Annotated in this window: 31 protein-coding genes; 13 read left to right on the top strand and 18 right to left on the bottom strand. The window is 75.2% G+C overall.

From position 1 onward, the window contains the following. Positions 1 to 59: 59 nt before the first annotated feature. From ACN27B_RS15675 to ACN27B_RS15660, 4 genes are all read right to left on the bottom strand, one after another. Positions 60 to 452 carry a cupin domain-containing protein gene (locus ACN27B_RS15675; RefSeq protein WP_013284343.1) on the bottom strand — a complete coding sequence of 131 codons (393 nt, stop codon included), beginning with the start codon at positions 450 to 452 and terminating at the stop codon, positions 60 to 62. A gap of 202 nt (positions 453 to 654) precedes the next feature. After that, a complete protein-coding gene (locus tag ACN27B_RS15670; RefSeq protein WP_157779127.1) occupies positions 655 to 1,416 on the bottom strand; it encodes a hypothetical protein in 762 nt (253 codons plus the stop codon). A 42-nt stretch (positions 1,417 to 1,458) separates the two neighbouring features. Next, positions 1,459 to 1,863, bottom strand: a complete 405-nt coding sequence (locus ACN27B_RS15665) for a hypothetical protein (protein ID WP_099162360.1) — start codon at positions 1,861 to 1,863, stop codon at positions 1,459 to 1,461. A 166-nt stretch (positions 1,864 to 2,029) separates the two neighbouring features. Then, positions 2,030 to 2,485: a septum formation initiator gene (locus tag ACN27B_RS15660; protein ID WP_099162361.1), complete on the bottom strand. Its 456-nt coding sequence runs from the start codon at positions 2,483 to 2,485 to the stop codon at positions 2,030 to 2,032. A 103-nt stretch (positions 2,486 to 2,588) separates the two neighbouring features. Here ACN27B_RS15660 and ACN27B_RS15655 point away from each other — a divergent pair, with 103 nt between their 5' ends. Then, on the top strand, positions 2,589 to 3,281 hold the full coding sequence (locus tag ACN27B_RS15655; RefSeq protein ID WP_396824022.1) for a response regulator transcription factor: 693 nt from the start codon (positions 2,589 to 2,591) through the stop codon (positions 3,279 to 3,281). Then, positions 3,278 to 4,555 carry a sensor histidine kinase gene (locus tag ACN27B_RS15650; RefSeq protein WP_099162363.1) on the top strand — a complete coding sequence of 426 codons (1,278 nt, stop codon included), beginning with the start codon at positions 3,278 to 3,280 and terminating at the stop codon, positions 4,553 to 4,555. The genes ACN27B_RS15655 and ACN27B_RS15650 overlap by 4 nt, the downstream gene beginning before the upstream one ends. 6 nt (positions 4,556 to 4,561) lie before the next feature. Here the strand turns inward: ACN27B_RS15650 and ACN27B_RS15645 are convergent, their stop codons facing one another. Then, positions 4,562 to 5,329 carry a maleylpyruvate isomerase family mycothiol-dependent enzyme gene (locus tag ACN27B_RS15645; RefSeq protein ID WP_422745685.1) on the bottom strand — a complete coding sequence of 256 codons (768 nt, stop codon included), beginning with the start codon at positions 5,327 to 5,329 and terminating at the stop codon, positions 4,562 to 4,564. A gap of 153 nt (positions 5,330 to 5,482) precedes the next feature. Here ACN27B_RS15645 and ACN27B_RS15640 point away from each other — a divergent pair, with 153 nt between their 5' ends. Next, entirely contained in the window at positions 5,483 to 6,202 is a 720-nt protein-coding gene (locus ACN27B_RS15640; protein ID WP_422745683.1) for a PepSY domain-containing protein, read from the top strand. A gap of 136 nt (positions 6,203 to 6,338) precedes the next feature. Beyond that, positions 6,339 to 7,439, top strand: coding sequence for a beta family protein (locus ACN27B_RS15635; protein ID WP_422745681.1), 1,101 nt, complete (start codon positions 6,339 to 6,341; stop codon positions 7,437 to 7,439). 1 nt (position 7,440) lies between these two features. Here ACN27B_RS15635 and ACN27B_RS15630 read toward each other — a convergent pair whose 3' ends face one another. After that, positions 7,441 to 7,722: an iron-sulfur cluster biosynthesis family protein gene (locus tag ACN27B_RS15630; protein WP_099162367.1), complete on the bottom strand. Its 282-nt coding sequence runs from the start codon at positions 7,720 to 7,722 to the stop codon at positions 7,441 to 7,443. Positions 7,723 to 7,963: 241 nt separating this feature from the next. On the opposite strand from ACN27B_RS15630, the gene ACN27B_RS15625 reads away from it, so the two are divergent. After that, positions 7,964 to 8,680 carry an MIP/aquaporin family protein gene (locus ACN27B_RS15625; RefSeq protein ID WP_099162368.1) on the top strand — a complete coding sequence of 239 codons (717 nt, stop codon included), beginning with the start codon at positions 7,964 to 7,966 and terminating at the stop codon, positions 8,678 to 8,680. A gap of 76 nt (positions 8,681 to 8,756) precedes the next feature. Next, positions 8,757 to 10,340 carry a D-alanyl-D-alanine carboxypeptidase/D-alanyl-D-alanine endopeptidase gene (gene dacB / locus ACN27B_RS15620; RefSeq protein ID WP_422745678.1) on the top strand — a complete coding sequence of 528 codons (1,584 nt, stop codon included), beginning with the start codon at positions 8,757 to 8,759 and terminating at the stop codon, positions 10,338 to 10,340. 16 nt (positions 10,341 to 10,356) lie between these two features. Here the strand turns inward: dacB and ACN27B_RS15615 are convergent, their stop codons facing one another. The 7 genes from ACN27B_RS15615 to ACN27B_RS15585 form a co-directional block, all read right to left on the bottom strand. Then, the gene (locus ACN27B_RS15615) at positions 10,357 to 10,668 is read right to left on the bottom strand and encodes a hypothetical protein (protein WP_091581115.1); all 312 of its coding nucleotides are present in this window, start codon (positions 10,666 to 10,668) and stop codon (positions 10,357 to 10,359) included. Positions 10,669 to 10,758: 90 nt separating this feature from the next. Then, complete coding sequence (locus ACN27B_RS15610) at positions 10,759 to 11,100, bottom strand: DUF1330 domain-containing protein (protein WP_099162370.1); 342 nt, start codon at positions 11,098 to 11,100, stop codon at positions 10,759 to 10,761. 100 nt (positions 11,101 to 11,200) lie between these two features. Continuing rightward, positions 11,201 to 11,638, bottom strand: a complete 438-nt coding sequence (locus ACN27B_RS15605; RefSeq protein ID WP_099164749.1) for a nitroreductase family deazaflavin-dependent oxidoreductase — start codon at positions 11,636 to 11,638, stop codon at positions 11,201 to 11,203. A gap of 78 nt (positions 11,639 to 11,716) precedes the next feature. Then, entirely contained in the window at positions 11,717 to 12,589 is an 873-nt protein-coding gene (locus ACN27B_RS15600) for a hypothetical protein (RefSeq protein ID WP_422745675.1), read from the bottom strand. 156 nt (positions 12,590 to 12,745) lie between these two features. Further along, positions 12,746 to 14,050, bottom strand: coding sequence for a hypothetical protein (locus tag ACN27B_RS15595; protein WP_422745673.1), 1,305 nt, complete (start codon positions 14,048 to 14,050; stop codon positions 12,746 to 12,748). A 205-nt stretch (positions 14,051 to 14,255) separates the two neighbouring features. Then, complete coding sequence (locus ACN27B_RS15590) at positions 14,256 to 14,708, bottom strand: pyridoxamine 5'-phosphate oxidase family protein (RefSeq protein WP_422745671.1); 453 nt, start codon at positions 14,706 to 14,708, stop codon at positions 14,256 to 14,258. Between the two features lie 53 nt (positions 14,709 to 14,761). Beyond that, positions 14,762 to 15,355, bottom strand: a complete 594-nt coding sequence (locus tag ACN27B_RS15585; RefSeq protein ID WP_099162372.1) for a pentapeptide repeat-containing protein — start codon at positions 15,353 to 15,355, stop codon at positions 14,762 to 14,764. A 65-nt stretch (positions 15,356 to 15,420) separates the two neighbouring features. On the opposite strand from ACN27B_RS15585, the gene ACN27B_RS15580 reads away from it, so the two are divergent. Further along, complete coding sequence (locus ACN27B_RS15580; protein WP_422745668.1) at positions 15,421 to 16,653, top strand: serine hydrolase domain-containing protein; 1,233 nt, start codon at positions 15,421 to 15,423, stop codon at positions 16,651 to 16,653. Between the two features lie 53 nt (positions 16,654 to 16,706). After that, positions 16,707 to 17,348, top strand: coding sequence for an NAD(P)-dependent oxidoreductase (locus ACN27B_RS15575; RefSeq protein ID WP_099162374.1), 642 nt, complete (start codon positions 16,707 to 16,709; stop codon positions 17,346 to 17,348). On the opposite strand, the gene ACN27B_RS15570 is transcribed toward ACN27B_RS15575, so the two are convergent. Beyond that, complete coding sequence (locus tag ACN27B_RS15570; protein WP_099162375.1) at positions 17,349 to 17,813, bottom strand: PPOX class F420-dependent oxidoreductase; 465 nt, start codon at positions 17,811 to 17,813, stop codon at positions 17,349 to 17,351. It lies immediately after the preceding gene. A gap of 31 nt (positions 17,814 to 17,844) precedes the next feature. Continuing rightward, positions 17,845 to 18,486: a DUF6642 family protein gene (locus ACN27B_RS15565; protein ID WP_099162376.1), complete on the bottom strand. Its 642-nt coding sequence runs from the start codon at positions 18,484 to 18,486 to the stop codon at positions 17,845 to 17,847. Between the two features lie 302 nt (positions 18,487 to 18,788). Here ACN27B_RS15565 and ACN27B_RS15560 point away from each other — a divergent pair, with 302 nt between their 5' ends. Beyond that, the gene (locus tag ACN27B_RS15560; RefSeq protein ID WP_099162377.1) at positions 18,789 to 19,565 is read left to right on the top strand and encodes a D-Ala-D-Ala carboxypeptidase family metallohydrolase; all 777 of its coding nucleotides are present in this window, start codon (positions 18,789 to 18,791) and stop codon (positions 19,563 to 19,565) included. A 114-nt stretch (positions 19,566 to 19,679) separates the two neighbouring features. Here the strand turns inward: ACN27B_RS15560 and ACN27B_RS15555 are convergent, their stop codons facing one another. The 3 genes from ACN27B_RS15555 to ACN27B_RS15545 form a co-directional block, all read right to left on the bottom strand. Continuing rightward, positions 19,680 to 20,168 (bottom strand): hypothetical protein, encoded by a 489-nt coding sequence (locus ACN27B_RS15555; RefSeq protein WP_357622157.1) that lies wholly within the window; start codon positions 20,166 to 20,168, stop codon positions 19,680 to 19,682. Between the two features lie 121 nt (positions 20,169 to 20,289). Beyond that, a complete protein-coding gene (locus tag ACN27B_RS15550; protein WP_422745665.1) occupies positions 20,290 to 20,961 on the bottom strand; it encodes a response regulator in 672 nt (223 codons plus the stop codon). A gap of 55 nt (positions 20,962 to 21,016) precedes the next feature. After that, complete coding sequence (locus ACN27B_RS15545; protein WP_422745663.1) at positions 21,017 to 22,255, bottom strand: sensor histidine kinase; 1,239 nt, start codon at positions 22,253 to 22,255, stop codon at positions 21,017 to 21,019. A 133-nt stretch (positions 22,256 to 22,388) separates the two neighbouring features. On the opposite strand from ACN27B_RS15545, the gene ACN27B_RS15540 reads away from it, so the two are divergent. The 4 genes from ACN27B_RS15540 to ACN27B_RS15525 all read left to right on the top strand — a co-directional run bounded on the left by ACN27B_RS15540 (position 22,389) and on the right by ACN27B_RS15525 (position 25,444). After that, positions 22,389 to 23,288, top strand: coding sequence for an ABC transporter ATP-binding protein (locus tag ACN27B_RS15540; RefSeq protein ID WP_099162380.1), 900 nt, complete (start codon positions 22,389 to 22,391; stop codon positions 23,286 to 23,288). Next, a complete protein-coding gene (locus ACN27B_RS15535) occupies positions 23,285 to 24,073 on the top strand; it encodes an ABC transporter permease (protein ID WP_099162381.1) in 789 nt (262 codons plus the stop codon). Before ACN27B_RS15540 ends, ACN27B_RS15535 begins: the two co-directional genes overlap by 4 nt. Before the next feature lie 2 nt (positions 24,074 to 24,075). Beyond that, the gene (locus ACN27B_RS15530; RefSeq protein ID WP_422745660.1) at positions 24,076 to 24,780 is read left to right on the top strand and encodes a YqeB family protein; all 705 of its coding nucleotides are present in this window, start codon (positions 24,076 to 24,078) and stop codon (positions 24,778 to 24,780) included. A 157-nt stretch (positions 24,781 to 24,937) separates the two neighbouring features. After that, the gene (locus ACN27B_RS15525) at positions 24,938 to 25,444 is read left to right on the top strand and encodes a hypothetical protein (protein WP_422745658.1); all 507 of its coding nucleotides are present in this window, start codon (positions 24,938 to 24,940) and stop codon (positions 25,442 to 25,444) included. The last annotated feature ends 74 nt before the right edge of the window (positions 25,445 to 25,518 follow it).

Below are 25,518 nucleotides of genomic sequence, written 5' to 3'. Positions count from 1 at the left end.
CCCCTTCTTAACGTCTCCGGTAGAGGCGGGGCCCCCGCTTAACACCTGCCCACGGGGCGTCAGGACGTCGGTGGCTCGTCCTCGCCGGCCTCCTCGGCCGCGTCCGCCTCTTCCTTGGTCTTGTGCACCGCGCCGTCGGCGTGCTCCGGCGGGCCGTAGACGGTGTAGAGCACCAGCGGGTTCGGCCCGGTGTTGACGAAGTTGTGCTTCGTGCCGGCGGGCACGACCACCAGGTCGCCGGAGACGACCTCCTTCTTCTCGCCCGCCACCCGCGCCTCGCCGGTGCCGCTGACGAACGTCAGGATCTGGTCGATGCCCTCGTGGACCTCCTCGCCGATCTCACCGCCCGGCGGGATGGTCATGATGACCAGCTGGGTGTGCTCCCCGGTCCAGAGCACGCGGCGGAAGTCGGGACTCTTCTCGGCGACGGTCGCGATCGTGAAATGCTCCATGGCCCGCTCATACCCCGTTCGCGCGCCGACCACGCCGGGACTCGCAGATGGTGGAATTCCCCACCCCGGTCAGGTTTGGATCCTCTCCGGACGGGCATCTGCTGCCGACAAGACCGGTGCGGGCTGGGCCGGTCGAGCCAGGTCCCCGCTGACGTACCGCCGTACGGCTGCGGCGGTGGGAGACGGCCAGAGCGCGGCGACGTTACGACCCCGGTCGTGCGGCGCCGTGCGCTCGTCTGTGGGCCCGCACGCACCCGAGCAGCACCAGCGCCGCCGCCGCGTATCCGAACAGGTCGGCCCAGATGCCACCGCCGACCCGGGCCTGGTATTCCAGTGGGCTGTAGAAGGTCGACCCGCCGGCCGCCGGGGCCGGCAGCGCCGGCAGCGCCGCCGTCACGCCGAGCGCGGCCACCGCGGCCAGACCCAGGCCCGCCGCCACGACGACCACCGCCGACCGGTGCAGCGCGACCACCGCCAACCCCACCAGCACCAGGTACGGCGGCAGCACGACGTCCAGTCCCGGGGTCGTCAGGTACGGCGGCGTCACGGCGTCCCGGACCACGACGAGCGCGAGGGCCGACCCGAGCAGCGCCACTGTCGCCAGCGTGCGGCGCCGGTCGGGTCCGGCCGCCGGCAACGCGGCGACGGCCACCGTGAGCGCCACGCCGACCAGCGCCCAGAGCAGCCAGGTGCGGGGCGCGACGGGCTCGGGGCGCAGCGCCGTCCACCCGAAGCTCGGTCGCTCCCCCACCGGCAGGCTCAGCGCGGCCAGCGCGAACCCGGCGACCGCGAGCCCGCAGCGGGTCCAGGGCGACAGCCCCGGAGCGGTCAGGGCGCCGCCGGCCGCCGCGCACCAGGCGAGGGGTTGGGCGGCGGGCAGCAGCGGCTCGGCCGACCAGTTCCCGGCCAGATGCGCGAGCGCCAGCAGGACGGCGGTCGCGGCGAGCAGGCGGTACGGACGCACCGCGCGATGCTGCCACACCCGGGCGGCCCGCCGTCGCCCCGTTCAGGCGAGCACGGCCAGGTGGAACGGACGGTCCGCGTGCCCGCTGGCGGCGTGCGTCTCGACGAAGACCGCGTTGGCGATGCCGGTACGGGGCGCCACGGTGATGACGCCCTGCGGGGCGAGCCCGCCGCCGGTGGCCGGGCCGACGGTTCCGACGTACGCGGCCCCGGCCACGTCCTGGTCGAAGGCGACCTGGTACATCCCGGCGGCGAGTCGGGTGGCCGAGGTGGCGCCGAGACCGCGGACCAGGGTGCCGTTCGCGTCGACCACCGCGAACAGCACCCGGGCGGTGGCCGGCAACCCGGCCGGCGAGCACGAGTTGATCTCGGTGTCGACGCGCGCGACCTCCTGCACGCTCGGGGTGGGCTGGCCGGTCGTTCCCCTCCTCGATCTGGGGCTGGGCATGGTGTTCCTCTCTCCCACCGGTACGCCGGTGGGAGGCGTTCGTGGTGCTTGCGGACGATCAGCGGCGATCGTCCTCTTCCTCCGAAGCTATGTCGGTCCGTCGCCCGTCAACCAGTGACAGGGCTGTCCGATCACTGACAGTCGACGCCCCTGAGCTGGGAAAACGTCAGTCGTCGAGGTCCCGGACCGGAACCCCGTCGCGGCAGCGCAGTCGAAGTTCGTACTCGTCGGAGGCGCCGACGAAGCGGATCTCGACGTGGTCGTCCGGACCTCGGTCGTCGTCCTTCGTCCGGTAGCCCGGCGCCGGCGACCACGTCACCACGCGCACCCCGGCCGGCCCGCACTCGGCCTCCACGCTGCCGCCGGCGGTCACGAAGCCGCGCCGGGACCCGCCCGGGGTGGACGGCCCGCCCGTCGTCGGCACCGGGGTCGCGCCCTCCGACCTCGTGGGAGCCGCCCCGGGCTCGGCGAGCGCGCGGGCGACGTCCTGCTCGGTGCGTACCCCGCCGGCCGTGCCGGTGATGCCCGCGCCCACGAGGTCGACGGCGGCCAGCCCGACGAGCGTGGCGGCGGCGGTGGTGGCCAACCAGCCGGCGACGGCGAGCCACGAGCGGCGATCCATGCCCCGAGTGTGCCCCGGGACCGGGTTGGGCGGGTCGTGGGGCGACGCTAAGGTCCGGTTAAGGGGCGCGGTCCCCGGCCCGTCCGGGGGCTAACCTGCCTTCGTGGCGCGCCTGCTGCTCGTCGAGGACGACCTGACCATCCGCACCCCGCTGCTGCGCGCCCTGCGCGAGTTCGGGCACGCGGTCGCGGCCGCGTCGACCGCCCTGGACGGGCTGCGCGACGCCCTGGACGACCGGCCCGACCTGATCGTGCTCGACCTGGGACTGCCCGATCTGGACGGTGCCGAGATGCTGCGCATGCTGCGGGCGGTCAGCGCGGTGCCGGTCGTGGTGGCGACCGCCCGCGACGACGAGGCCGGCATCGTCCGCCTGCTCGACGCGGGCGCGGACGACTACCTGGTGAAGCCGTTCACCGCCGCGCAGCTCGACGCGCGGATACGCGCGGTGCTGCGGCGTTCGGCCGCCGGGGACGCGGCGGAGGCGGCGCTGGTGGTCGGCGGGCTGCGGATCGACCCGCGTGGTCGTCGGGTCTCGCTGGACGGCGCGCCGGTCGAGCTGACGCCGCGCGAGTTCGACCTGCTGCACCACCTCGCCGGCCGGCCGGGACAGGTGGTCACCAAGCGGGAGCTGCTGACCGAGGTCTGGCGGATCCCGTACGGCGGGGCGGACAAGACGGTCGACGTGCACCTGTCCTGGCTGCGCCGCAAGCTGGGCGAGAGCGCCCAGCGGCCGCGCTACCTGCACACCGTACGCGGGGTCGGGGTGCGGCTCGACGTGCCGGGATCCGACCGGTGAGGGGCCGCCTGACGCTGCTGGTCGCGGCGGTCGGCGTGCTCGTCATGATCGCGTTCCTGGTGCCGCTGGCCGTTCTGGTGCGCACCGTCGCCGCGGACCGGGCGACCACCCGCGCGGTCGCGGACGTCCAGCGCCTGGTCCCGCTGGTCGGCACGGCCGATCCGGCGACGATCCGGTCCACGGTGGACCAGTTGGGCGCCGACACCGGCCGCGACGTGAGCGTCTTCCTGGCCGACGGCACCGTGCTCGGCGCGCCGGCCGCACGCACCCCGACGGTCGAACTGGCCGCCCGGGGCGAGAGCCTGACCGTCGAGTCCGCCGCCGGGCGGGAGGTGGTCGTCGCGGTCCAGGGCCGTCCGGAAGGGACCGGGGTGATCCGCACCGTGGTGCCCCGGGGCGAGCTGACCGCCGGGGTCACCCGCGCCTGGCTGGTGCTGGCGCTGCTCGGCGCGCTCCTGGTGCTGGTCGGCCTCGTCGTCGCGGACCGGCTGGCCGGCACCCTGGTGCGGCCGATCTCTGCGCTGTCGGCCGTCTCCCACCGGCTCGCCAACGCCGAACTCGACGCCCGCGTGGAGCCGGCCGGCCCGCCCGAGCTGCGGGAGGTCGCGGGCGCGCTGAACCACCTCGCCGGACGGATCCAGGTCCTGCTGCGCGAGGAACGCGAGCAGGTGGCCGACCTGTCGCACCGGCTGCGTACCCCGCTGACCGCCCTGCGGCTGGAGGCCGAGACGCTGCGGGATCCGGACGACGCGGCCCGGCTGACCGCCGCCGTGGACGGCCTGGAGCGGGCCGTGACCGGGGTGATCCGGCAGGCCCGATGGCGCAGCACGGCATCCGCCGGCGGCAGCTGTGACGCGGCGGTCGTGGTCGGCGAGCGGGTGACGTTCTGGTCGGTGCTCGCGGAGGACACCGGGCGGGCGCTGACGGTCGACCTCGCGCCCGGCCCGGTGCCGGTCCGGATCGGCGGGGACGAGCTGGCCGCCGCGGTGGACGCGTTGCTGGGTAACGTCTTCGCCCACACCCCGGACGGCACCCCGTTCGAGGTACGGCTCGCGGCGCGGGCGGACGAGGTGACGCTCACCGTGACCGACGCCGGCCCGGGCCTGCCCCCGGGCTCGCTGCGCAGGGGCGCCAGCGGGGCCGGGTCGACCGGTCTCGGGCTGGACATCGCCGAGCGGGCCGCCCGGGCCGGCGGCGGCCGCCTGGAGCTGTCGGCCGGTCCCGACGGGGGCGCCCGGCTGGCGCTCACGCTCGGCGTCGTGGCGCCGCGCTGACACCGCCTACTCCGGCTCCCACTCGTCGAGCAGGTCGAACAGACCGCGGTCGCCCTCGATGTCGAGCGAGTCCATCGGAATCCGGCCGTAGAAGGCCAGGACCAGTTCGCCGGCCGTACCCCGGGCGGAGGCGTCGGCCGCGCCCGCGTCGGTGGGTCCGGGCAGGCGGTCGGCGCGTACGCCGTCCGCGGAGAGCCGCTGGCGCCAGGAGCGGCCCTCGGTGGCGTGGTAGTCGACCGCGGCGGGCCCGTGCGGCCAGCCGGCCGTCGTCGTGCAGCAGGTGGACAGGAACTCCTCGACGCCGTCGAGCGCCACGTCGTCCGGCAGCGGCCGGGGCGCGCCCACGGTGAGTTGGGCGTCGTAGGTGTGCACGGCGATCTCCTGGAGCTGGTGCCGGGCGACGGCGCCACAGGTCTGTGGTGACTGCGACGTGCCCCACCACGTCCAGCAGCCCCGGTCCGGGCCGGCGTCCCGCAACGCGTCCACCAGGTGCCGCGTCGAGTCGGCCAGCCAGGCCAGGAGGGCCTCGCGCTCCCGGGGCGCGGCCGGCCCCTCCGGGGTGATCCGGCCCGGGGCGTCCGGTCCCGCGGCGACGGTCGCGGCCCAGGAGCGACGCCCCTCCCCCAGGTGCCGCGCCAGGTCGAACAGCGTCCACTCCGGACATGTCGGGACCGGCAGGTCGAGGTCGGGCGCGGCGGCCACCGCGGCGCGGAAGGCCGCCGACCGTTCGTCGATCAGCCGCAGCAGCGCGGGGAACCCCAGGGTCTCGTGCACCCGCCCATTCATCCCCCCGACCGGTCACCGGGCAACCGCTTTTCCCCCGCCGGCCCGGTCTCACCGCCTTAACCCGGCCTTGTCCCTCGGCTAGCGCGACGGCGACCGTCCGGGGCGCAGTCTCGACGCCAGGAATCGAGGAGAGGTGGCGACATGCGACGAACTTCCCTGGTGTTGGCGGCGGCCGGTGGTGTGGCGGTGCTGGCGGTGGCCGGCGCGGCGCTCGGTGTGACCGCCGCCGAGCGGTCGGGCGGGCCGACCGCGCCGGCGGCCGTGACGGTCGAGGACAACCCGGCCCGGCAGGGGGCCGACGACACGACCGGGACTGGCGCGCCCGGCGAGGACAACCCGGAGCGGCAGGGGGTGGACGACGACGGCACCACCGGCCCGGGCGCCGTGGGCGAGGACGACCCGGCCCGACGGAGCGCCGACGACACCGCCGGGGGCGGCGAGGACGACCCGGCCCGACGCGGGGTGGACGACGACGCGACCGGTGCGGCGACCGGCGGCACGGTGAGCCGGCAGCGCGCGGCCGAGGTGGCCCTGGCCCGGACCGGGGGCGGCCGGGTCACCGAGGTCGAGGCGGAGACCGAGCACGGCCGTCCGTCGTGGAGCGTCAAGGTGGACCGGGACGGCTGGCGGCACGAGGTGAAGGTCGACCGGGGCACCGGCTCCGTGCTGGAGGTCGAGCGGGAGCGGGCCGGCGCCGACGACCGGGGCCGGGACGACAGCCGGGACCGGGACGACAGCCGGGACCGGGACGACAGCCGGGACCGGGACGACGACGGGAGCCGGGGCCGGGACGACGACGGGGGCCGGGACGACAGCCGCGGCACGCACGACCGGCACGACGACCACGGCGACGACGACTGACCGGCGACCGGGTGTCGGGGCCGGAACGCGGCGGGGTCCGCGTCCGGCCCCGACGACGTTCGCGCGGCGGCGGCCGCCGACCAGCGCCGGGGCCAGATTCTGGTGACGGAGAGCGATCGCCCCGCTACATTGAATTATGGTGCCCGCACCCGGAGGTCGACGGCCGGACCCGGTCTACCGCCCGGTGCTGGCCGGCCGGCGGGGTGAACTGGAAGCCCTGGCCCACCTCGACGACGCCGCCGCGGCGCTGCTCGCCCCGGTCGTCGACGTCCCGCCCGACGATCCGTCCACACCGGAGGCTCTCGGTCGACTTCCCGCCGGTCTGCTGCCGGCCGTCGACGCGTCGGCGCTGCCGGACGCCCCGGAACACGATCCGGTGCGCTGGGGCGTACCACTGGTGCCGGTGATCGGCCTCGCGGAGAGTGACCGACGGCTCGCCGCCCACGGCGTCGCGGCCCGGGCCTGGGCGCGGCGGGCCGTGGTCCGGCTGCGGACCGGCCCGGACCGGGCCGGCCCGGACGCCACCACCGCCGCGGTGGAGCGGGTGTGGCGGTCGACCGGGCTGATGCCGGAGCAGTGCGACCTGCTGCTGGACGCGGGGGACGTGTGCTGCCCCGCCGACGTCCGGCTGGCCGAGCCGCGGGTGCGCCGCGCGGCCGAGTGGGCGCGGCGGCACGCCTGGCGCTCGGTGACCGTGGCGGCGGGCGGGATGCCACCGGCGCTGTCCCGGCTCCCCACCGACGAACCGGTGCGGCTGGAGCGCTACGACTGGCTGCTCTGGCAGCGCCTGGCCGACCTCCGCCTGGGCTACGGCGACTACGGCGTGGGCTGCGCGGCGCGCGGGGCGGACGCCCCCGGCGACCGGCTCCCGACGGTGCGGTGGACGGCGGAGGACGCGTGGTGGGTCTACCGCTGGTCCCGGCGGGGTGGGCGGGGCGACGAGCGCTTCGCCGACCTGTGCCGGACGCTGGTGGCCGCCCCGCACTGGCCGGCGGCCGGGGCCGGCTTCTCCTGGGGCGACCACGAGATCCTGCGCCGGGCCCGGCGCGGCGCGGGCGCGGGCTCGGCGGCCAACTGGATCGCCTGGAGCACGTCGCACCACCTGGCGCACGTGCTGGCCGCACTCGCCGGTCCGGACCGGGAGCGGCGCGAGGGGTCGCCGTGGGCCGGCCGGGACGCCCCGGAGCGGGGACGCGCCGGCCGGCAGCGCGGCGGGGAGGCCCGCCGCGCCGGTTGAGTCACTCCTGCTCGGTGAAACCGAACTGGACGACGCCCTCCTCGTCGACGACCGCGTCTACCGAGGTGTCGTTGAGCAGTTCGGCGGCATCGGAGTCGAGGAAGATCCGGGCCCCCTGGGTGTCCACCACCTGGTCGCCCTGCACGGGCTCCGGGACCAGCTCGATGGAGAGCGCGCCGGCTTCGGTGTCGGCGGCGATGCGCAGCCCGCCCGCGTCGCCGACGTCCTGCTGGGCGGCGAGGTCTCGGATCACCAGGACGGCGTTGTCGGTCATGGTCAGCATGGCGGAACTCCTCATGGCTGGGTTTCGGGATCCGCGGGCGACACGGCCCACGCGGTCGGCTCGCGACCCGGAAGTGGGCGAACCACCGTTCGCCGCACGGAAGCGGGGCGGTACACGGCCCCTCCCCACCCACGGTGCCCCCTGGACGGGGATCCGTCAAATGGAGTCGGCGGATCGGCCGTGGTCGGCGTGAACAGGGGTTTTCCCCTCCCGAGGGCCGGCGGATCCATAAGCTCGGGGAATGGACGACCCGCGCAGGTACGTCGCCGAGTTCCTCGGCTCGCTGCTGCTGATCTTCTTCGGCGTGGGCAGCGCCGTCTTCGCCCGGGTCCAGGGCGGCGTGGTGGTGGTCGCCCTGGCCTTCGGTTTCACCATGCTGGCGCTGGTGTACACGATGGGGCCGCTCTCCGGCAGCCACATCAATCCGGCCGTCACGTTGGGCGTGCTGCTCTCCGGGAAGATCTCCCCGTTGGGCGCGGTGGCGTACTGGATCGCCCAGTTCGCCGGCGCCACCGTCGCCGCGTTCGTGATCTGGGCACTCACCCGCTGGGGTGACGTGGTCGACCAGACCGGCGCGCTCGGCACCAACGGGTACGGCGCGCACATCAACCTGGGCGGCGCCGCCGTGCTGGAGACGGTGCTGACGTTCCTCTTCGTCCTGGTGGTGCTGGTGGTGACCGGCCGCGGTGAGCACGCCGCGTTCGCCGGGGTACCGATCGGTCTCGCGCTGGCCGCCGCGCACCTGGTCGGCCTCACCCTGGACGGCACCTCGGTCAATCCGGCCCGGTCCTTCGGTCCGGCCCTGTTCCAGGGCGGCACCGCGCTGCGCCAGCTCTGGGTGTTCATCGTCTTCCCGCTGCTGGGCGGCGCGCTCGCCGCTCTGGCCGCGCCGCTGATCCTGCGCCGGGGGGCGGACGGTCCGGGACCGGCGGAGCGGGTGGCCACACCGCGTCCCTGAGGTTGCGCCGGCGGTTGGCAATAACCTTTCGCCGCGGAGGCTTTCCCGCAGGAAAACTCCATGGCAGCATCGACACATGCATCGCCGTCTCTTCATCCGGGCACTCGCGGTGTCGGTGCTGGTCGCCACCGCGGCCGCCGCCGGCCCCACCACCGCCACGGCCGAAGCGCCCACCCCCGCGCAGACCCGGCTGCACGCGACCATCGACGCGATCCTCGCCGACAGTCGGCTCGACGGCGCCCAGGCCGGCGTGGTCGTGGTCGACGCCGCCACCGGCCGCACCCTCTACGACCGCAACGGGCAACGGCGGCTCGTCCCCGCCTCGAACACCAAGCTGCTCACCTCGACCGCCGCGATGGAGCTGCTCGGCCCCGGGCACCGCTTCACCACCGACGTCAGCACCGACGGGCCGCGTCGCGCCGGGCTGCTCTCCGGCGACCTCTACCTGCGTGGCGGGGGCGACCCGACGATGCTGGCGGCGGACTACGACCAGCTCGCCGAGCAGGTCGCCGCGGCGGGCGTACGGGTGGTGACCGGCGACCTGGTCGCCGACGACATCCGCTACGACCGCAGCCGGCTCGGTCCGGACTGGACCTGGGACGACGAGCCCTACTACTACGCGGCGCAGGTGTCCGCGCTGACCGTGGCCCCGGACACCGACTACGACGCCGGCACGGTGATCGTGCACGCCGAACCCGGGGCGCGGGCCGGCTCCCGGCCGAAGATCTCGATGACACCGGACAACGGCTGGCTGCGCGTCGACAACCGGGCCCAGACCGTCGCCGGGGGCGAGACGACCATCTCCATCGAGCGCGCGCACGGCGGCAACACCGTGGTGGTGACCGGGCAGATCGCGGTCGGTCAGACCACCGAGAGCGACTGGGTGACGGTCTGGGAGCCGACCGGCTACGCCGCCGACGTCTTCCGGTCCGCGCTGCGCCGGCACGGCGTACGGGTGCTCGGCCGGACCGTGCTCGGCGCGGCCACCCCGGACACCGCCCGGCCGCTGGCCCGGCACGACTCGATGCCGCTGGCCGATCTCATGGTGCCGTTCCTCAAGCTCTCCAACAACGGCCACGCCGAGGTGCTCACCAAGGAGTTGGGCCGGGTCCTCTCCGGCTCGGGCACCTGGGCCGCCGGCCTGTCCGCCGTCGGCGAGTACGCCGGGGACGCCGGGGTGGACACCGGGACGCTGCGTCAGCGCGACGGCTCCGGGCTGTCCCGGCGCAACCTCGTCCCGCCGGCCCAGTTCGTCACGCTGCTGTCGGCGGTCCGCGCCGAGCCCTGGTTCGACACCTGGTACGCCGCCCTGCCGATCGCCGGCAACCCGGACCGGTTCGTCGGCGGCACACTGCGCAGCCGGATGGTCGGCACCGCCGCCGCGGACAACGTGCACGCCAAGACCGGCAGCCTGACCGGCGCGTCCGGCCTCTCCGGCTACGTCACCGACGCCGACGGCCGGCTGCTGGCCTTCTCGATCGTGCTCAACAACTACCTGACCTCGTCGGTCAAGGGTCTGGAGGACCAGATCGCGATCGCGCTGGCCACCTACACCGAGAAGGGGGCGACCACGGCCCGGATGACGGTGCCGACCGCGCCGGACTCACCCCGGGTGCCGGAGGGGCGGGAGTGCTCCTGGGTCAAGCCGGCCCTCTGTTGACCGGCGGCCCGGGCGCTCAGGCCCCCGGCCGGTAGGGGCGCGGGTCGGCGGTGGGGTCGCCCCGCTCGACCAGCGCGTCGATCTCGGCCGGCGGCAGGCCGCGCAGGGCGAGCACCCGGCGGCCCCAGCTGTGCAGGCGGCACGGGTGCGGGCTGGCGTCGTTGCGGCAGATCGTCCCGCCCGACCAGGACCGGGGCGCGTGCACCACCACCGCCCGCACGGCGAACTGGACGTCCTCGACCGTCACGTACGGCGGCAGCGGGATCTCCCGCAGCACGCCGCCGTCGGGGGACGGGCGGGCGGGGGCCACGGGCGCGGGGCGGCTCATCGGTCGTTCCTCCACTGAGGATGGTCGGGCGGGACGTCGAAAACGTACGACGCCCCGCCCCCGACGCGACGGACAAACTGTCCCGGCGGTTCAGCCGCGGGCGGCCCGCATGCGGGCGGCGGTGCGGGCGGCGTCGTAGTCCGGGCCGACCCCGTCGAGGATGATCGTCTCCCCCTCGATGTTCCGGGTCCGCAGCGGCAGGATCTCCTGGTACGCCGGGGACGCGTACCAGGCGCGGGCCCGCTCGACGTCCGGGAACTCGACGATCACCACGGTGCCCGGCCACGTGCCCTCCAGGACCTCGGGCTCGGCGCCGTGCACCCGGAACCGCCCGCCGAACGGCGCGAAGGTCGACTGCACCTTCTCGATGTATTCCAGGATCTCCTCGTTGAGCTGCGCGGGACGCAGGCTGGCGAGCGCGAACGCAGGCATGGTTCCTCCCCGGTGACGGCGCCGGTCTCGCGACGCGGCAGGTGCCACCGATTCTGCGCGGGCGTCCGAGCCCGGTCGATTACCCGGCGGGTAAGCGCGGTCAGATCCGCTCCAGCACCACCACCGGGATCTCCCGGTCGGTCTTCGTCTGGTACTCGTCGTACGCCGGCCAGACGGACGTCATGGCACGCCACATGCGCGGCTTCTCCTCCGGCGTCGCGGTGCGCGCCCGGGCCCGGAACGTGTCCGGGCCGACCTGCACCGTGACCTCGGGGTCGGCGAGGAGGTTCAGATACCAGGCCGGATGCCGCGGCGATCCGCCGCGCGAGGCGACCACCAGGTACGCGTCGCCGTCCCGACCGTAGATCAGGGCGGTGCGCCGCAGGTCACCGGAGCGCCGGCCCCGGGTGGTCAGCAGCAGGGTGAACACCCCGGGCCGCCACTCGTGCCCCTCCGCACCGCCGGTCTCCACATAGCGCCGGATGTGGTCGGCGACCCACCCCTCGGGACTGTCGCGCACCTGCTCGCTGGTGGTCATCGCCTTGCTCCGGAGATCGTTCGGGCTGGTCCGGCCCACGGTACCGCCGGCCCGGGCCGGGCACCCGGCGATCGTCGATCAGCGCAGCGCGGCGGCCTGGAGACTGACGTTCCCGCACTGGCCGAGCGACTCCTCCACGGTCCAGCTCAGCAGCAGTTTCGCGCCGCGCGGAGCCCGGAACCGGATGGTGAAGTCGGCGGTGAGCGCGGTGTGCGGATCCTCCATCCGGACCGTGCTGACCGGACCGCCGGCGACCCGGACGTCGAGCCGGCCCCGGGCCATCCACAGCCCGGCGTAGAGGTGCACGGTGCGCTGCTGCCCGTCGGCGGCCACGGTCAGGGTGAAGCCGCTGCCCCGGTCGCAGGTGTAGACGCCCGACATGGTGCCGCTGGCCGAGCGGACCGGCACGCCGTCGCGCCAGGCGTACTCCTCCGGGTTGTTGCTGTAGCTCTCCCGTCGCCCCCGGCCGCCCTCGTCCCGGATCGCGCCGGAGCCGCCCCGCTTGCGTACCGTGCGGTCGGCGCCGAGCAGTCCCCAGTGGACCCAGTCGACGGCACCGACCGCGCTGAGGTCGACGGTGGCCGGCACCTCGGCGCGGCTGACCGCGAGCGTGGGGGCCACCGGGGACGGGGCCACCGTGGACGGCGACGGGCTCGGCGACGGCGGCCGCTGCCGGGGCCGCAGGCCGGGGGTGGCTACCGCGCCGTCGCCCTCGCTCGGCAGCCCGACCCGGCCGGTCGGCGCCACCGGCAGCGCCGCGCTCTCCTCGCGGGGTGTGTCGTGGTGCTCGGTGCCCAGGTAGGCCGCCAGCGCGGCCAGGCAGAGGAACGCGGCCAGGCCCTCCAGCGCCAGCCGTCGCCGGCGCCGCAGTCGGCGCAGCGCGGACCGGGTGTTCGGGCGGCCCTCACGGTGTGAGCCGGGGCCGGTTCGCGAACGATCCTCCTCGCCCACACACCCTCCGCTTCGGTCACCCGGCGCCGTCGAGGGGCGACCGGAGCGCGACGGGCTTCACGGTGTCACCGGACGGCCCTTTGCGCCATATGTGGGCCGACGGGCGTTTCCAGTTCGTTACCAAGCGGTAGCGGTCCGGACCGGCCGCGCGGTCGCTCAGCTTACCGTGATCGCTTCCAGCGACACCCCGTCGTTCTGCCCCCCGGTCACCGTGAGCGCCCGCCAGGTGATCAGCAACCGCTGACCGCGGGGCGCCCGGAAGTGCACCACGTACTGGTAGAAGCGGTCGCCCCGGGCCAGCGCCACCTCCCGGACGGCCGGGTCGTGGCCGCCGGGAAGCGACACGTCGAGACGCGCCCCGGCCGAGAACGCGCCGACGAACAGCCGCACCGTCCGCAGGTCCCCGCTGCCGGCCACGGCGAGCGTGAAGGTCTTCCCGGCGCCCCGCTGGAAGACGCCCGCCCGGGTGCCCTCCTCCCGCGCGGTGGGGGTGCCGTCGGTCCAGTTGAGGTCGGCGACCCCGGCGTTGTGCTCCAGCCGGTCACCGCCCGGGTCCTCGATCTCGCCGGTGCCGCGCTGCTTGCGCTGCACGCTGTCCGCGCCGGTGCCGCCCCAGTGCCGCCAGTCCCGGGTCCCGAGCAGGCTGAGCGACACCGACGGGGGCACCGGTTCCTGGTCGAGGTCGAGCAGCGGCCCACCGGGCAGGGCCGGGTTGCCGGTGTCCGGCACCACTGTGGGGGGCGCCGCGGTCGGGGCCGGCGCCGACGCGGTGGGCGCCGCCGCGGGCGGGCCCGAACGCCGTCCGGCCGGTGGCTCCGGCGACCGCGCCGCGTACGCCAGCGCCACCACCGTCACGGTCAGCGCGGCGGTGGTGAGGACGACCCGTCGGCGTCGCCGCCGGGCGCGGGCCGCGGCCACCCGGGTGGCCGGCTGGTCGGGCGCCGACGCCGGCCCGGGGCGCGCGGCCTCGGGCAGCCGGGCGGACCACGCCCGCACCCGGGCGGTGAGCGGGCCGGCCAGGTCGGCGAGCCGGGCGCGGAGACTCTCCGGCGCCGAGTGCCGACCCGGCGTTCTCCCGTCCCACGCCCCGTCGAGGTGGGGCGACACCGGCACGCCCCGCGTCGCGGGGCCGTCGCCGTCGCCGTCGCCGGCCGACGATCGGGCGGGCGCCGGACCGACTGGTCCGGGCCCGGTCGGTACCGGTCCGGCCGGTACGGGTCCGACCAGCGGGGACCCGCCGACGGCGGGGTGCGCCGGCATCGCGTCGACCACGGGCGCCTCACCCGCGTGCTCCGCCGTCGGGGGTTCCGGGCCGACCGGAGGGCCCGCGGGGAGGTCCGGATCGCCGGGCAGGCGGCGTGGCCCGGCGGGCGCCGGCGGCGTGCCGGCCGGCCCGTCCGGTACGGCGGGCAGCCAGCCGCCGACCCGGATTCCGGACTGCGTGAGTTCGTCCTCGGCCACGGACCCTCCCTCGGCCACCGCGCCGGCGGCCGTCACCGTGGCTCGCCGCAGGGCAGGATGACACACCCCTCGATCGTCGAGAAGCCGTCGACCCAGGCCAATTTCCCGACAGTCGCCGCGCGCCCGCCGCCGTTCCGGCGGGGTGGCCCCTTCCGAACGGACCGGTTGCCGCCAATTCCCCGAGGTGGCGGGTGATCGGGCCGGGTCAGCGCCGCTCGCGGCGGCGGAGCCCACGGTCCGGGTGCCAGCTCTCGATCAGCAGGTGGTCCGGCGGGTCCCCGACCCGGGTCAGCACCACCTCGGTCACCTCGACCCGGAACCGGTGCGAGCCGTCCTCGGCCGGCGGCTCCTCGTGCGCCCGGCCGGCGATCTTCGCGTCCCCGGCCCAGGCGGACGGATCGTCCGGCGGCGTGTCCTCGGTCGGGCTGTGCACTGCCACCCGAGGATCACGTCGCAGGTCGAGGGCCTTCACGGCGGCGGCCATGCTGCCCAGCCGGAGCTGCCCGTCGTCGCCGAAGTCGACCTCGGTGCCGCTGATCCGGGGTGAGCCGTCCCGCCGTAGCGTCGCCATCGTGGCGTGCTTGCGGACCGCGAAACGGGCCCGCACCCGCGCCGCGAAGTCGGGCTCGGACGCCACCAGGTCGGACCACCACGTCATGGGCCCAGTCTGTCCGGGAAACCTGACAGGGCGCGGCGTCTTTTCCCGCGAACTCAGCCGACCTGGAAGCCGAGCGCCTGGGCCAGCAGCACCGCCTGCTCGGCGTCGATCCGCGCGCCGGCCCGCTCCACCGCTGTCGGGTCGAGCGCGGACAGGTCACTGCCCCGCAGGTCGGCGCGGCTCAGCTTGACCGCGTGCAACTGGGCGCCGGAGAGGTCGACGCCGGTGAGCACCGCGCCGGTCAGGTCGGCCCCGGTCAGGTCGGCCTCGCGCATCCGCACGTCGGTGAACCGCGCGCCGCGCAGGTCGGCGCCGGGCAGCGCGACGAAGGACCAGTCACCCCGGTCGACCCGCAGCGGGCGTAGGTCGCAGCGGTCGAAGGTGCTGCCGACCAGCTTGCAGCCGGTGAACTCGGCCTCGAACAGGTTGCACCGGGTGAAGGAGCACCGGGTGAACGCCGAGTCGGTGTGCCGGGAGGCGTTGAACGCCACGGAGCCGAAGACGCACTCGGTGAAGACCGCGCCCCGGCTGACCGCCTCGGTCAGGTCGACGTCGAAGAACTCGCAGCGCACGAAGTGGCGGTCGACCAGGTCTTCCGCGTACCAGTCCTGCTGGCGGTAGGTGACGTCCTCGACCGGTTCGGGCATGCCGCCGACACTAGTGTGGGCGGCCGACACTTCCCGCCCGCCGTACCGGCCGGTAGGTTCGCGTCGTGAGTGTCGCAGTGAGCACCGAGCCCGACCGCGTCGGCTTCGACCCCGCCCGGCTGGCGCGGATCGACCAGCACTTCGCCCGCTACGTGGACGACGGCCGGCTCGCCGGCTGGCAGATCGTCGTCACCCGGCGGGGCGAGATCGCCCACTCGGCCACCTACGGGCTGCGCGACCGGGAGGCCGGCACGCCGGTCGAGGCGGACACGCTCTGGCGCATCTACTCGATGACCAAGCCGATCACCTCGGTCGCCGCAATGATGCTCTGGGAGGAAGGCCGGTTCGAGCTCAACGACCCGGTCAGCCGCTGGCTGCCGGAGTTCGCCGACGTCCGGGTCTACGACAAGGGCTCCGTGCTCAAGCCCTACACCGTGCCGGCGACCGAGCCGATCCGGATCTGGCACCTGCTCACCCACACCGCCGGCCTGACGTACGGCTTCGCCCAGGTCTCGGTGGTCGACGGCCTCTACCGGGCGGCGGGCTTCGACCTGGGCGTGCCGGCCGGCGCGGACCTCGCCGCGGCCTCGGCCGGCCTGGCCCGCCTGCCGCTGCTGTTCCAGCCCGGCACGAGCTGGAACTACGGCGTCTCCACCGACGTGCTGGGCCGCCTGGTCGAGGTGGTCTCCGGGCAGTCGCTGGACGCGTTCTTCGCCGAGCGGATCCTGCGCCCGCTCGGGATGACCGACACCCGCTGGTGGGTCGACGCGGCGGACGCCAAGCGGCTGGCCGCCCTCTACACCCCGCACCCGGCGACCAGCCAGGCGGTACGCGCCGACGGCGTCGGCCGGGCGGCGCTGGCCGAGCCGAGCTGGCACTCCGGCGGCGGCGGTCTGGTCTCCACCGCCGCCGACTACCACCGCTTCACCCAGTTCCTGCTGCACGGCGGCGAGCTGGACGGGGTCCGCCTGCTCGGCCCCCGCACGCTGCGCTTCATGACCCGCAACCACCTGCCCGGCAACCGGGACCTCGCCTCGTTCTCCCCGGAGGGCTTCGCCGAGACCGTCGTGGACGGGATCGGCTTCGGGCTGGGCTTCGCCGTGGTGCTGGACCCGGTGCCGTCGCGGGTGCCCAGCAGCGTGGGCGAGTACTACTGGGGCGGCCTGGCCAGCACCGCGTTCTGGGTGGACCCGGTGGAGGAGGTCACCGCGCTGTTGTTCACCCAGCTCATGCCGTCGAGCACCTATCCGCTGCGCAGCCAGTTGCGCCAGCTCGTCTACTCCGCGCTCGTCGACTGACCGGTTCGGCGGAACGGCACCCGCCCGGCAGCCCGCTGCCTAGCCTGTGAGGCATGAGCGACATCGTCGTGTTCGGCGCCGGCGGGACGGCCGGCTCCCGGATCGCCGCCGAGGCGGTCGAGCGGGGGCACCGGGTCACCGCGGCGGTACGCCGCCCCGAGGCCGTCGGCTACCTGCCGCCCGGCGTCCGCACGGTCACCGGCGACGCCACCTCGGCGCGGAGCGTACGCGAGCTGGCCGAGGAGGCGGACGTGGTCGTGGTGGCCATCGGCGGCGGGGAACGCGCGCTGTGGCGCGACGCCGCCCGGACGCTCGTCGACACGCTGCGCGAGCTGCCGGACCCGCCCCGGGTGATCCACGTCGGCGGCGGCGCGACGCTGCTCACCCCGAAGGGCACCCGCTACCTGGACGAGCCGGACTTCCCGGCCGACTACCGCGACTCGGCCGAGGGCCAGGCCGACGCGCTGGAGTTCTACCGCTCCAGCGCCGACGGGGTGACCTGGACGTACGTCTCCCCGCCGCCGCTGGAGTTCCACCCGGGCGAGCGGACCGGGCACTACCGCACCGGCACCGACCACCCGGTGACCGACGCGCAGGGACGCTCGGTGCTCACCTACGAGGACCTGGCGGTGGCGATCGTCGACGAGATCGAGAACCCGAGGTTCGGCAACGCGCGGTTCACCGCCGCGTACTGATCAGTCGGCCAGCCGGGCCGGGAAGCCGCCGGTGGCGATCGGACCCCAGGAGGAGATCGTGACCCGGATCAGCGACTTGCCCTGCTTCACCATGGCCGCCCGGTACTCGTCCCAGTCCGGGTGCTCCCCGGAGATGCTGCGGAAGTAGTCCACCAGCGGCTCCAGCGCCTCGGGCAGGTCGAGCACCTCGGCCGTGCCCTCCACCTGCACCCAGGGGCCGTCCCAGTCGTCGGAGAGCACGCACGCCGAGACGCGCGGATCACGACGGATGTTGGCCACCTTGGCCCGCTCCGGATAGGTGGAGACGACCAGCCGGCCCTCGGCGTCGACCCCGCAGGAGACCGGGGAGGACTGGGGGCGGCCGTCGGAGCGGGTCGTCATCAGCACGACGCGGTGCCGGGGGCGGAGGAACTCGGTCAGGGCGTCCCGGTCGACCCGGGTGTTGCGCGCGATGCTGCGTGGCATCCCTCGGTTCTACCAGGCCGGCGGCCGGATCTCAGCGCGGGCGGCCGGCGGCCCGCCGCGGGGAGACCTGCTCCGGCACACGGGGGCGCGCGGTCGGCCGCCAGGCGCGGCCGTTGGCGTAGATCACCCGGAAACCGAGGTACGCGGCGAGCGGCGCCCAGTGCGCCGAGCCCATCCGCAGCTCGGCGGCGTTGTGCCGCTGCCCGTTGGCCAGCACGTCGAGCAGCACGGTCTCGAAGGCGGCCGACTCGACCCAGTCGACCTCGCGGGTGAAACCGCAGACCAGCGCCGCCCCGGTGACATCGAGGAACCCGCGCAGCGCGGCGTCCGAGGCGCGCAGCACCGAACAGCTGCCGAAGTAGAGGCGGCGCCCCTCGCAGCGGCCGGCCATCCGCTCGGCCACGTCGGCCAACTCCACCGAGTCCCAGTCGGTGAGGCAGAGCCGGCTCGGCTCGCCGTGCATGGCGAAGAAGCCGACCCGGTGGTCCGCGTACTGCTTGAGCAGCCACCGGTCGAGGAAGTAGAACAGCTCGTCGCGGGTGGCGGCGTCCTTGTGGATGTAGCGGATCCGGCCCAGCCGTTCGAGCAGTTCGAGGGTGGGCAGGACCGAGCCCCGCTCGTTGAGGTCACGGTGCCACTGCCCCTCGACGCAGAACACGCCGCCACGCGCCAACGCCCACCTCCCCGCCCGCGAGGGTCGCCGCCCGGGTCGCCCCGGGCCCGGCAGCAGACGTTACCGCCCCCGTCCGACAGGTGACATCACCCTCGGTGTCACCCCGTGCGCTGATGGTGCCCGGCCGTCCGATTCGCAAAACACCACTATTCACAGGCAATGCCCAGCAACAAGCAAATGCGAGAACAATTTCCGCTAATCACCACGAAGGAGCCCGGCGGCTGTCACGGTGAGAAGGACGGGACGTAGCGGTCGATGTGCCCCGTCCCAACCCCAGTTCCGCTCTCATCGGGAGGACTCCTGTGCGCGTCAACACCCTGAAGCGGGCGGCCGTCGCGTTCGCGCTGGCCCTGCCCGGGGCCGCCGTCGCGACTGTCGTCGCCGCGCCGGCGGCCCACGCCGACGGCTGCTACACCTGGCCCCGCACCCTGTCCCAGGGACGCTCCGGCGAGGACGTCCGGCAGCTCCAGATCCGGGTGGCCGGCTGGGCCGGATACGCCGGCGTCGTCCGGATCGACGGGAAGTACGGCCCGGAGACGGCCGCCGCGGTCAAGCGCTTCCAGTCCGCGTACGGACTGCGCGCCGACGGCGTGGCCGGACCGCAGACCTTCGCCAAGATCTACGACCTCCAGGACGACGACTGCACGCCGAAACACTTCAGCTACAGCGAGCTGGACAACGGCTGCGGCAAGGGCGGGTGGAGCGGGGGCCCGCTCTCGTCGTCCGCCACCCGGGAGAACGCGGTACGCATCATGTGGAAGCTGGAGGCGCTGCGGCGCAGCCTCGGCGACAAGCCGCTCTACGTGTCCAGCGGGTTCCGCAGCATCGCCTGCAACAAGCAGGTCGGCGGCGCCGCGGACAGCCAGCACCTCTACGGCAACGCGGCCGACCTGACCTCGCGGGACCGGACCCTCTGCGAGATCGCCCGCTCGGCCCGGGACCAGGGCTTCAGCGGCATCTACGGCCCCGGCTACCCGGACCACGACGACCACACCCACGTGGACTCGCGTCGGGAGAACACCAAGGACAAGACGGCGAACACCACCGACTGGTCGGCACCGGACTGCGCGGTCAACTGACCTTGAGGACGACGGCAGCCCGGCGCGGGGGTGGGGGCTCCCCGCGCCGGGCCGCCGCCGTCGTGACCCCGGTACGGCGCGGCCGACGCCACGTCGCGACCCGAGGGACGGGCGTCAGCTCGCCCGGGGCCAACGCGGCCGGGCGACCGGGGCGGGCCGCCCGGCGACGGGTCGCGGACCGGGCCGCACCGGCGGCGCGGCGACCCGTGGGACCGGACCCCGCGCGACCGGGGCGGCGGACCGGGCCGGCTGGCCCGGGGCGCCCGGCCGGACGGGCTGACCGGCGGCCGGACGGGCCGACGGCCCGCCCAGCACGAACGGGAACGGTACGTGCACGAACGGATTGCCGTGCCGGATCAGCGCGTCGATCTGACGCTCGTTGAGGCCGTGCGTCTCCAGCACCCGACGCCCCCAACGGTGCAACCGGCAGGGGAACGCCGCCCCGTCGTTGCGGCACTTCGGCCCCGCGGGCCACTCCTCGGCGGCGTGCACCACCACCGCCCGGACCGCGAGGCGGACGTCCTCCGGGGTCAACGGCGCCGGCATCGGCACCTCGCCCAGGATCTGGTCGATGGGATCCGTCGACTGCTCACCAACTCGCACGGCAGGCCTCCCGCAGCTCGGCAGCGGTGCGGCGGACCGGCCGCACCACATCCTCGACCACTGGTACGGCCCGGGAACGGCGACAGTTCAATCCCGCGAGACGGTGTGCGGGTGACCGCGGTCAGACCAGGTCGGCGTCCTGGACCAGCAAGGCCACCTGCACCCGGTTGTTCAGGTCGAGCTTGGTCAGCAGCCGGGACACGTACGCCTTCACCGTCGCCACGCTCATGAACAGCTCGGCGGAGATCTCCGCGTTGGTACGCCCCCGGCCGAGCAGCAACGCGACCTCCCGCTCCCGCTCCGACAGCCCGTCCAGCAGCCGTACCGCCCGGTCCCGCTTCGGATCCGGGCCCGGGGCCGGCGCGGCGGCGGTCACGTGCGCGATCAGCTTGCGGGTCACCGCCGGGGACAACGTCGCCTCCCCGGCCGCGACCCGGCGCACCGCGGCCACGATCTCCGCCGGCGGGGTGTCCTTGAGCAGGAAGCCGCTCGCCCCGGCGCGCAACGCGCGCAGCACCTGCTCGTCCGCGTCGAACGTGGTCAGCACCAGCACCTCGGGCGGCTCCGCGGTCGCGCGCAGCGCCTCGGTGGCGGCCAACCCGTCCACCCGGGGCATCCGGATGTCCATCAGCACCACGTCCGGCGCGTGGGCGGCGACGGCCGCCGGCACCTCCGCCCCGTCGGTGGCCTCGCCGACCACCGTCAGGTCGGGCACGCCACCGAGGATCATCGACAGGGCGCCCCGGACCAGCGGGTCGTCGTCCACGATCAGCACCCGCACGGACCCAGTCATGGGGCTTCTCCTGTTCGCGACTGCGGGGCTCGCAGACCCGGCTCACTCCTCGCGCTCACGAGGCCACCGCCCAGGGCAGCCAGGCGGTCAGCCGGAAGTCGCCGTCGGCGTCCCGGCCGTGGTCGAGGCGTCCGCCGGCCAGCGTGACCCGCTCGGCGACGCCGACCAGCCCGGTGCCGGTGCCGGGGATGGCGGTGACCGGACCGCCCACCGGCCAGGGGTTGCGGATCTCCACCGCGAGCCCGTCGCCGGGGCCGCCGGCCAGCCGGACGGTCACCACCGCACCGGGCGCGTGCTTGCGCGCGTTGGTGAGCCCCTCCTGCACGATCCGGTACGCGCTGCGCCCGATCGCCGCCGGCACCTCGGCCGGTTCGGTCACCTCGTCGACCACGCTCACCCGTACCCCGGCGTCCCGGCTCTCGGCCACCAGCGCCGGCACGTCGCCGAGCGTCGGCTGCGGCCGTTCCGGGGTGGCGTCGGCGCTCACCTCGGCCCGCAGCACACCGATCACCTCGCGCAGGTCCTGCAACGCGGCGTGCGCGCTGGCCCGGATCACGCCAGCCGCCCGGGCGACCTCCTCCGGCGGCGCGTCCGGGCGGAACTCCAGCGCCCCGGCGTGCAGGCTGAGCAGGGAGATCCGGTGGGCCAGCACGTCGTGCATCTCGCGGGCGATCCGGCCGCGTTCGAGGTGCCGGGCCTGCTCGAGCCGGAGCTGCTGCTCAGCCTCGGCCCGCTCGGCCCGGTCGCGCAGCGACAGCACGAGCTGGCGGCGGGCCCGGACGAACAGCGCCCACGCCACCACGATGCCGAGGAACAGCACGGTCCAGGCCATCGCCGCCCAGAGCGGCATGGCCGGGTCGGGGCGGAGCGCGATGTAGGGCAGCGAGGTGACCACGTTCCAGCCGACCAGGGTCAGCCCCAGCGGCAGCGGGCGGTGCACCAGCACGGTGAACAGCACGATCAGCAGCGCGGCCCCGGCGGTGACCGAGAAGAACGTCAGCGGGGCGGTGGCCACGGCCAGCCCGACCGGCCAGCGCCGGCGCAGCCAGAGCGCGACGGTCGCCAGCACGCCGGCGAGCAGGTCGATCCCGATCAGCCAGTCCGGGCCGACGTTGAGCGCGAACTCGGGGTCCCGGCTGACCGCGTCCTCGTGCGCGACCAGCACCCAGAGCAGGGCGACCAGGAACAGCAGGCTGTCGACGAACCAGTCCCGCGGGGTCCGCCGGGGCGCCCGGGCGGGCACCAGGGAGCCCGGCAGGAGCCAGGGGTGATCGGGTACGACGGCGCTGCTCACCCGCCCCATGGTAGGTAGCCGCCCGGACCGGCTGCCAGCTACCAAAGTCGACGTCTGCGGTGAACCTCGGTCGGCGCCGGCAGCTACCGGCGGCCGCAGCGGATCACCGGGTGGCCCCGGCAGGCTTCTCGGCATGATCCAAGTCGACCACCTGACCAAGCGGTACGGCCCGCACACCGCCGTCGAGGACGTCACGTTCCGCTGCGAACCGGGCACGGTGACCGGATTCCTCGGCCCGAACGGCGCCGGCAAGTCCACCACGATGCGCATGATCTGCGGGATGACGCCGCCCAGCTCGGGCGGCGCCACGGTCGCCGGCCGGCCCTACCGTGAGCTGCCCAACCCCGGGCGGGAGATCGGCGTCCTGCTCGACGCCTCGGCCCAGCACGCCGGGCGCACCGGCCGGGAGACGCTCGCCCTGGCCGCCCGCACCATGGGCGTGGACCGGGGGCAGGTCGCCGCGAAGCTGGACCTGGTCGGGCTGAACGAGACCGCCGCGCGACGGCGGGTCGGCGCGTACTCCCTGGGCATGCGGCAGCGGCTCGGCCTGGCGCTGGCGCTGCTGGGCGACCCCCGGGTGCTGATCCTCGACGAGCCGGCCAACGGCCTGGACCCGGAGGGGATCTTCTGGATGCGCGGCCTGCTGCGCGACTTCGCCGACCGGGGCGGCACGGTGCTGCTCTCCTCCCACCTGCTGCGGGAGGTGGAGGCGGTGGCCGACCGGCTGGTGGTCATCGGCGGCGGCACGGTGGTCGCCCAGGGCGGCAAGGACGAGCTACTGGCCGGTGCCGGCACGCTGGTCCGCGCCCGGGACCAGCACGCCCTGCGCCTCACCCTGGACCGGGCCGCGCTGCCGGCCACCGCCGGCACCGACGGCGGCTTCGTCGTCCGCGCCGAGCCGGGAGAGGTCGGCCAGGCGGCGGCCGACGCCGGGCTGGTCCTCACCGAACTGCGCCCGGCCGGCACCGGCGGCCTGGAACAGCTCTTCCTCACCCTCACCGCCGGCGCGTCGACCAAGGAGGCCGTCCGATGACCACCGCCACCGTCCCCACCGCGACCCCGGCCCGGCACGAGCCGGTCGTCTCCGGTCCCTCACTGGCCCGGCTGACCGGGGTGGAGCTGCGCAAGCTCGCCGACACCCGGGCCGGGCGCTGGCTGCTCGTCACGATCGGGCTGATCGCCGCCGTGATCGTGGTGGTGCAGCTCTTCGTCGTCGAGCCGGAGGATCAGAGCTTCACCGCCTTCTTCACCCCGTCGCTGCTGCCGGTGGGGCTGCTGCTGCCGGTGCTGGGCATCCTCTCCATCACCGGCGAGTGGTCGCAGCGCACCGCGCTGACCACGTTCGCGCTGGTGCCCCGCCGCCAGCGGGTGATCGCCGCCAAGCTCGTCGCGGTGGTGCTGGCCGCGCTCGGCTCGGTGCTGGTCAGCGTGGCGGTCGCCGCCGTCGGCACGCTCGCCGCCCGGGCCACCGGCGGGGCCGGGGCGTGGACGTTCGACTGGCAGCTGCTGCCGTACGCGGCGGTGTTCCAGGTGGCCAGCGTGCTGATGGGCGCCGGATTCGGCCTGCTGCTGCTGAACACGCCGCTGGCGATCGTCACCTACCTGCTGCTGCCCACCGTGTGGAGCGTGCTGTCGGCGATGATCAAGGCGCTGCGGGAGCCGGCCGGCTGGCTGGACACCTCGCTCACCATGGAGCCGCTGCTCGGCCCGGACGTGACCGCCGGGCAGTGGGGTCGGCTCGGTGTCTCGCTGGCCGTCTGGATGGTCCTCCCGCTGGCCGCCGGGCTGGTACGCACGCTGCGGCGGGAGGTGTCCTGACCGTGGCGGCCCGGGAGCCCGGCGACGTCGTCGTGGTCGACGGCGGGCCCGGCGAGCTGGTGCTGATGTGGGTCGGGTTCCCGCTGCTCGGGGCGGGACTGGGCGCCGGGCTGACCGCCGTGTCCGGCTGGATCGCCGGGCTGGCCTGGTTCCCCTTCCAGGGCGTGTTCGAGCTGCTCGACCGGTGGCCGGACCAGCGGGCGTACCCGGTCGGCGCGGGTGTGGCGGCGCTGGCCGGCGTGGTGCTGGCGTTCCTGGGAGCCCGGGAGCGGCTGGCCGTGACGGTCGGCCACCGGTCGGTGCGGCTGCACCGCGACGGGCACGGCCGGGACGTCGCCCGGGCCGGGGTCACCGGCGTGTTCGTCGACGGCAAGGCGTTGGTCCTGCTGGACGACGCCGGGGGCGAACTGGCCCGGGAGCGGTCCGACCTGAGCGCCGAGCGGCTGCGCGCGGCGTTCACCCGGCAGGGCTGGCCGTGGACCGGGCAGGACCCGCACCGGGACGCCTACCGGCGGTGGGTGGCCGGGTTGCCCGGGCTGCCACCCGGCGCGGACGCCCTGCTGCGGGCCCGGCAGCGGGCCGTCGACGGCGGCCACGGCGACGAGGCCCGGGAGCTGCACGGGGAGCTGGCCCGGCTCGGCGTCGTGGTGCGCGACGAGGGAAAACGCCAATACTGGCGCCTGGTCCCCCACCCCCGAAACCACTGACCCCGGACCACGCCGCCCCCGTCGATCAAGGAGTTTGCGTCGGATCGGGTGCTCGCCCTCGACGCGAACTCCTTGGTCGTCGCGGCAGGGCGGCGGGCGGCGGGGCGGGGCGGGGCGGCCTACACTCGGGGCCCCCGATCGCCCGATGGGAGGCCCCGTGCGTCCTCGGCTCGCACCTCCGGCCCTGGTCCTGACCGTGGCACTGCTGCTCACCGGTTGCGGCGGTGGGACCGAACAGGTCGCCCTGCCGCCGCCGTCGAGCGCCCCGCCGACCTCCCCGGCGCCGTTGACCGTCAAGGAGGCGAAGGGGCGTTACCTGTCGCTGGTCGCGCCGTACGACATCGCGCGGGACGAGTTGGCGGAAGCGATGAAGGCCGGTCGGGAGTGGCGGACGGTGCGGGAGCGGGCCGGTGCGGTCGCCGCCGCCAATGCCGCCTGCGCGGAGCAGCTCCGGGGCACGAGTTGGCCGGCGGCCGTGCAGGCGCCGATGACCGCGCTGCTCGCCGAGCACGAGATCGCGTTGCGGCACTGGAAGCGGGCGGCCGGAGCCGGGAGCAGCGCCGCGCTGCGCCGCGAGATCAAGGCCGCCGAGGCGCACACCGGTGACCGGACGGCCGCCCAGGTTCGCGCCGCCCTGGGCCTCCCACCCCGCCGCCCCACCTGACCCACCCCGCACCCCGCGAAGATCTTGGTACGAAAGCGCCCCTCCAGGGGCGGTTCCGTACCAAGATCTCAAAG

Origin of the sequence: Micromonospora sp. WMMD754 (genome assembly GCF_049315235.1) — a bacterium.
GTDB lineage: Bacteria > Actinomycetota > Actinomycetes > Mycobacteriales > Micromonosporaceae > Micromonospora > Micromonospora sediminicola.
The sequence above is the reverse complement of the archived record's forward strand: the minus strand, read 5'-3'. Positions and strand labels throughout refer to the sequence as shown.

What these genes read in the sequence shown, in the direction of transcription:
- ACN27B_RS15675 (WP_013284343.1), bottom strand. Translation starts at nt 452, where the DNA reads ATGGAGCATTTCACGATCGCGACCGTCGCCGAGAAGAGTCCCGACTTC.
- ACN27B_RS15665 (WP_099162360.1), bottom strand. Translation starts at nt 1,863, where the DNA reads ATGCCCAGCCCCAGATCGAGGAGGGGAACGACCGGCCAGCCCACCCCG.
- ACN27B_RS15660 (WP_099162361.1), bottom strand. Translation starts at nt 2,485, where the DNA reads ATGGATCGCCGCTCGTGGCTCGCCGTCGCCGGCTGGTTGGCCACCACC.
- ACN27B_RS15640 (WP_422745683.1), top strand. Translation starts at nt 5,483, where the DNA reads ATGCGACGAACTTCCCTGGTGTTGGCGGCGGCCGGTGGTGTGGCGGTG.
- ACN27B_RS15635 (WP_422745681.1), top strand. Translation starts at nt 6,339, where the DNA reads ATGGTGCCCGCACCCGGAGGTCGACGGCCGGACCCGGTCTACCGCCCG.
- ACN27B_RS15630 (WP_099162367.1), bottom strand. Translation starts at nt 7,722, where the DNA reads ATGCTGACCATGACCGACAACGCCGTCCTGGTGATCCGAGACCTCGCC.
- ACN27B_RS15625 (WP_099162368.1), top strand. Translation starts at nt 7,964, where the DNA reads ATGGACGACCCGCGCAGGTACGTCGCCGAGTTCCTCGGCTCGCTGCTG.
- dacB (WP_422745678.1), top strand. Translation starts at nt 8,757, where the DNA reads ATGCATCGCCGTCTCTTCATCCGGGCACTCGCGGTGTCGGTGCTGGTC.
- ACN27B_RS15615 (WP_091581115.1), bottom strand. Translation starts at nt 10,668, where the DNA reads ATGAGCCGCCCCGCGCCCGTGGCCCCCGCCCGCCCGTCCCCCGACGGC.
- ACN27B_RS15610 (WP_099162370.1), bottom strand. Translation starts at nt 11,100, where the DNA reads ATGCCTGCGTTCGCGCTCGCCAGCCTGCGTCCCGCGCAGCTCAACGAG.
- ACN27B_RS15605 (WP_099164749.1), bottom strand. Translation starts at nt 11,638, where the DNA reads ATGACCACCAGCGAGCAGGTGCGCGACAGTCCCGAGGGGTGGGTCGCC.
- ACN27B_RS15590 (WP_422745671.1), bottom strand. Translation starts at nt 14,708, where the DNA reads ATGACGTGGTGGTCCGACCTGGTGGCGTCCGAGCCCGACTTCGCGGCG.
- ACN27B_RS15585 (WP_099162372.1), bottom strand. Translation starts at nt 15,355, where the DNA reads ATGCCCGAACCGGTCGAGGACGTCACCTACCGCCAGCAGGACTGGTAC.
- ACN27B_RS15575 (WP_099162374.1), top strand. Translation starts at nt 16,707, where the DNA reads ATGAGCGACATCGTCGTGTTCGGCGCCGGCGGGACGGCCGGCTCCCGG.
- ACN27B_RS15570 (WP_099162375.1), bottom strand. Translation starts at nt 17,813, where the DNA reads ATGCCACGCAGCATCGCGCGCAACACCCGGGTCGACCGGGACGCCCTG.
- ACN27B_RS15550 (WP_422745665.1), bottom strand. Translation starts at nt 20,961, where the DNA reads ATGACTGGGTCCGTGCGGGTGCTGATCGTGGACGACGACCCGCTGGTC.
- ACN27B_RS15540 (WP_099162380.1), top strand. Translation starts at nt 22,389, where the DNA reads ATGATCCAAGTCGACCACCTGACCAAGCGGTACGGCCCGCACACCGCC.
- ACN27B_RS15535 (WP_099162381.1), top strand. Translation starts at nt 23,285, where the DNA reads ATGACCACCGCCACCGTCCCCACCGCGACCCCGGCCCGGCACGAGCCG.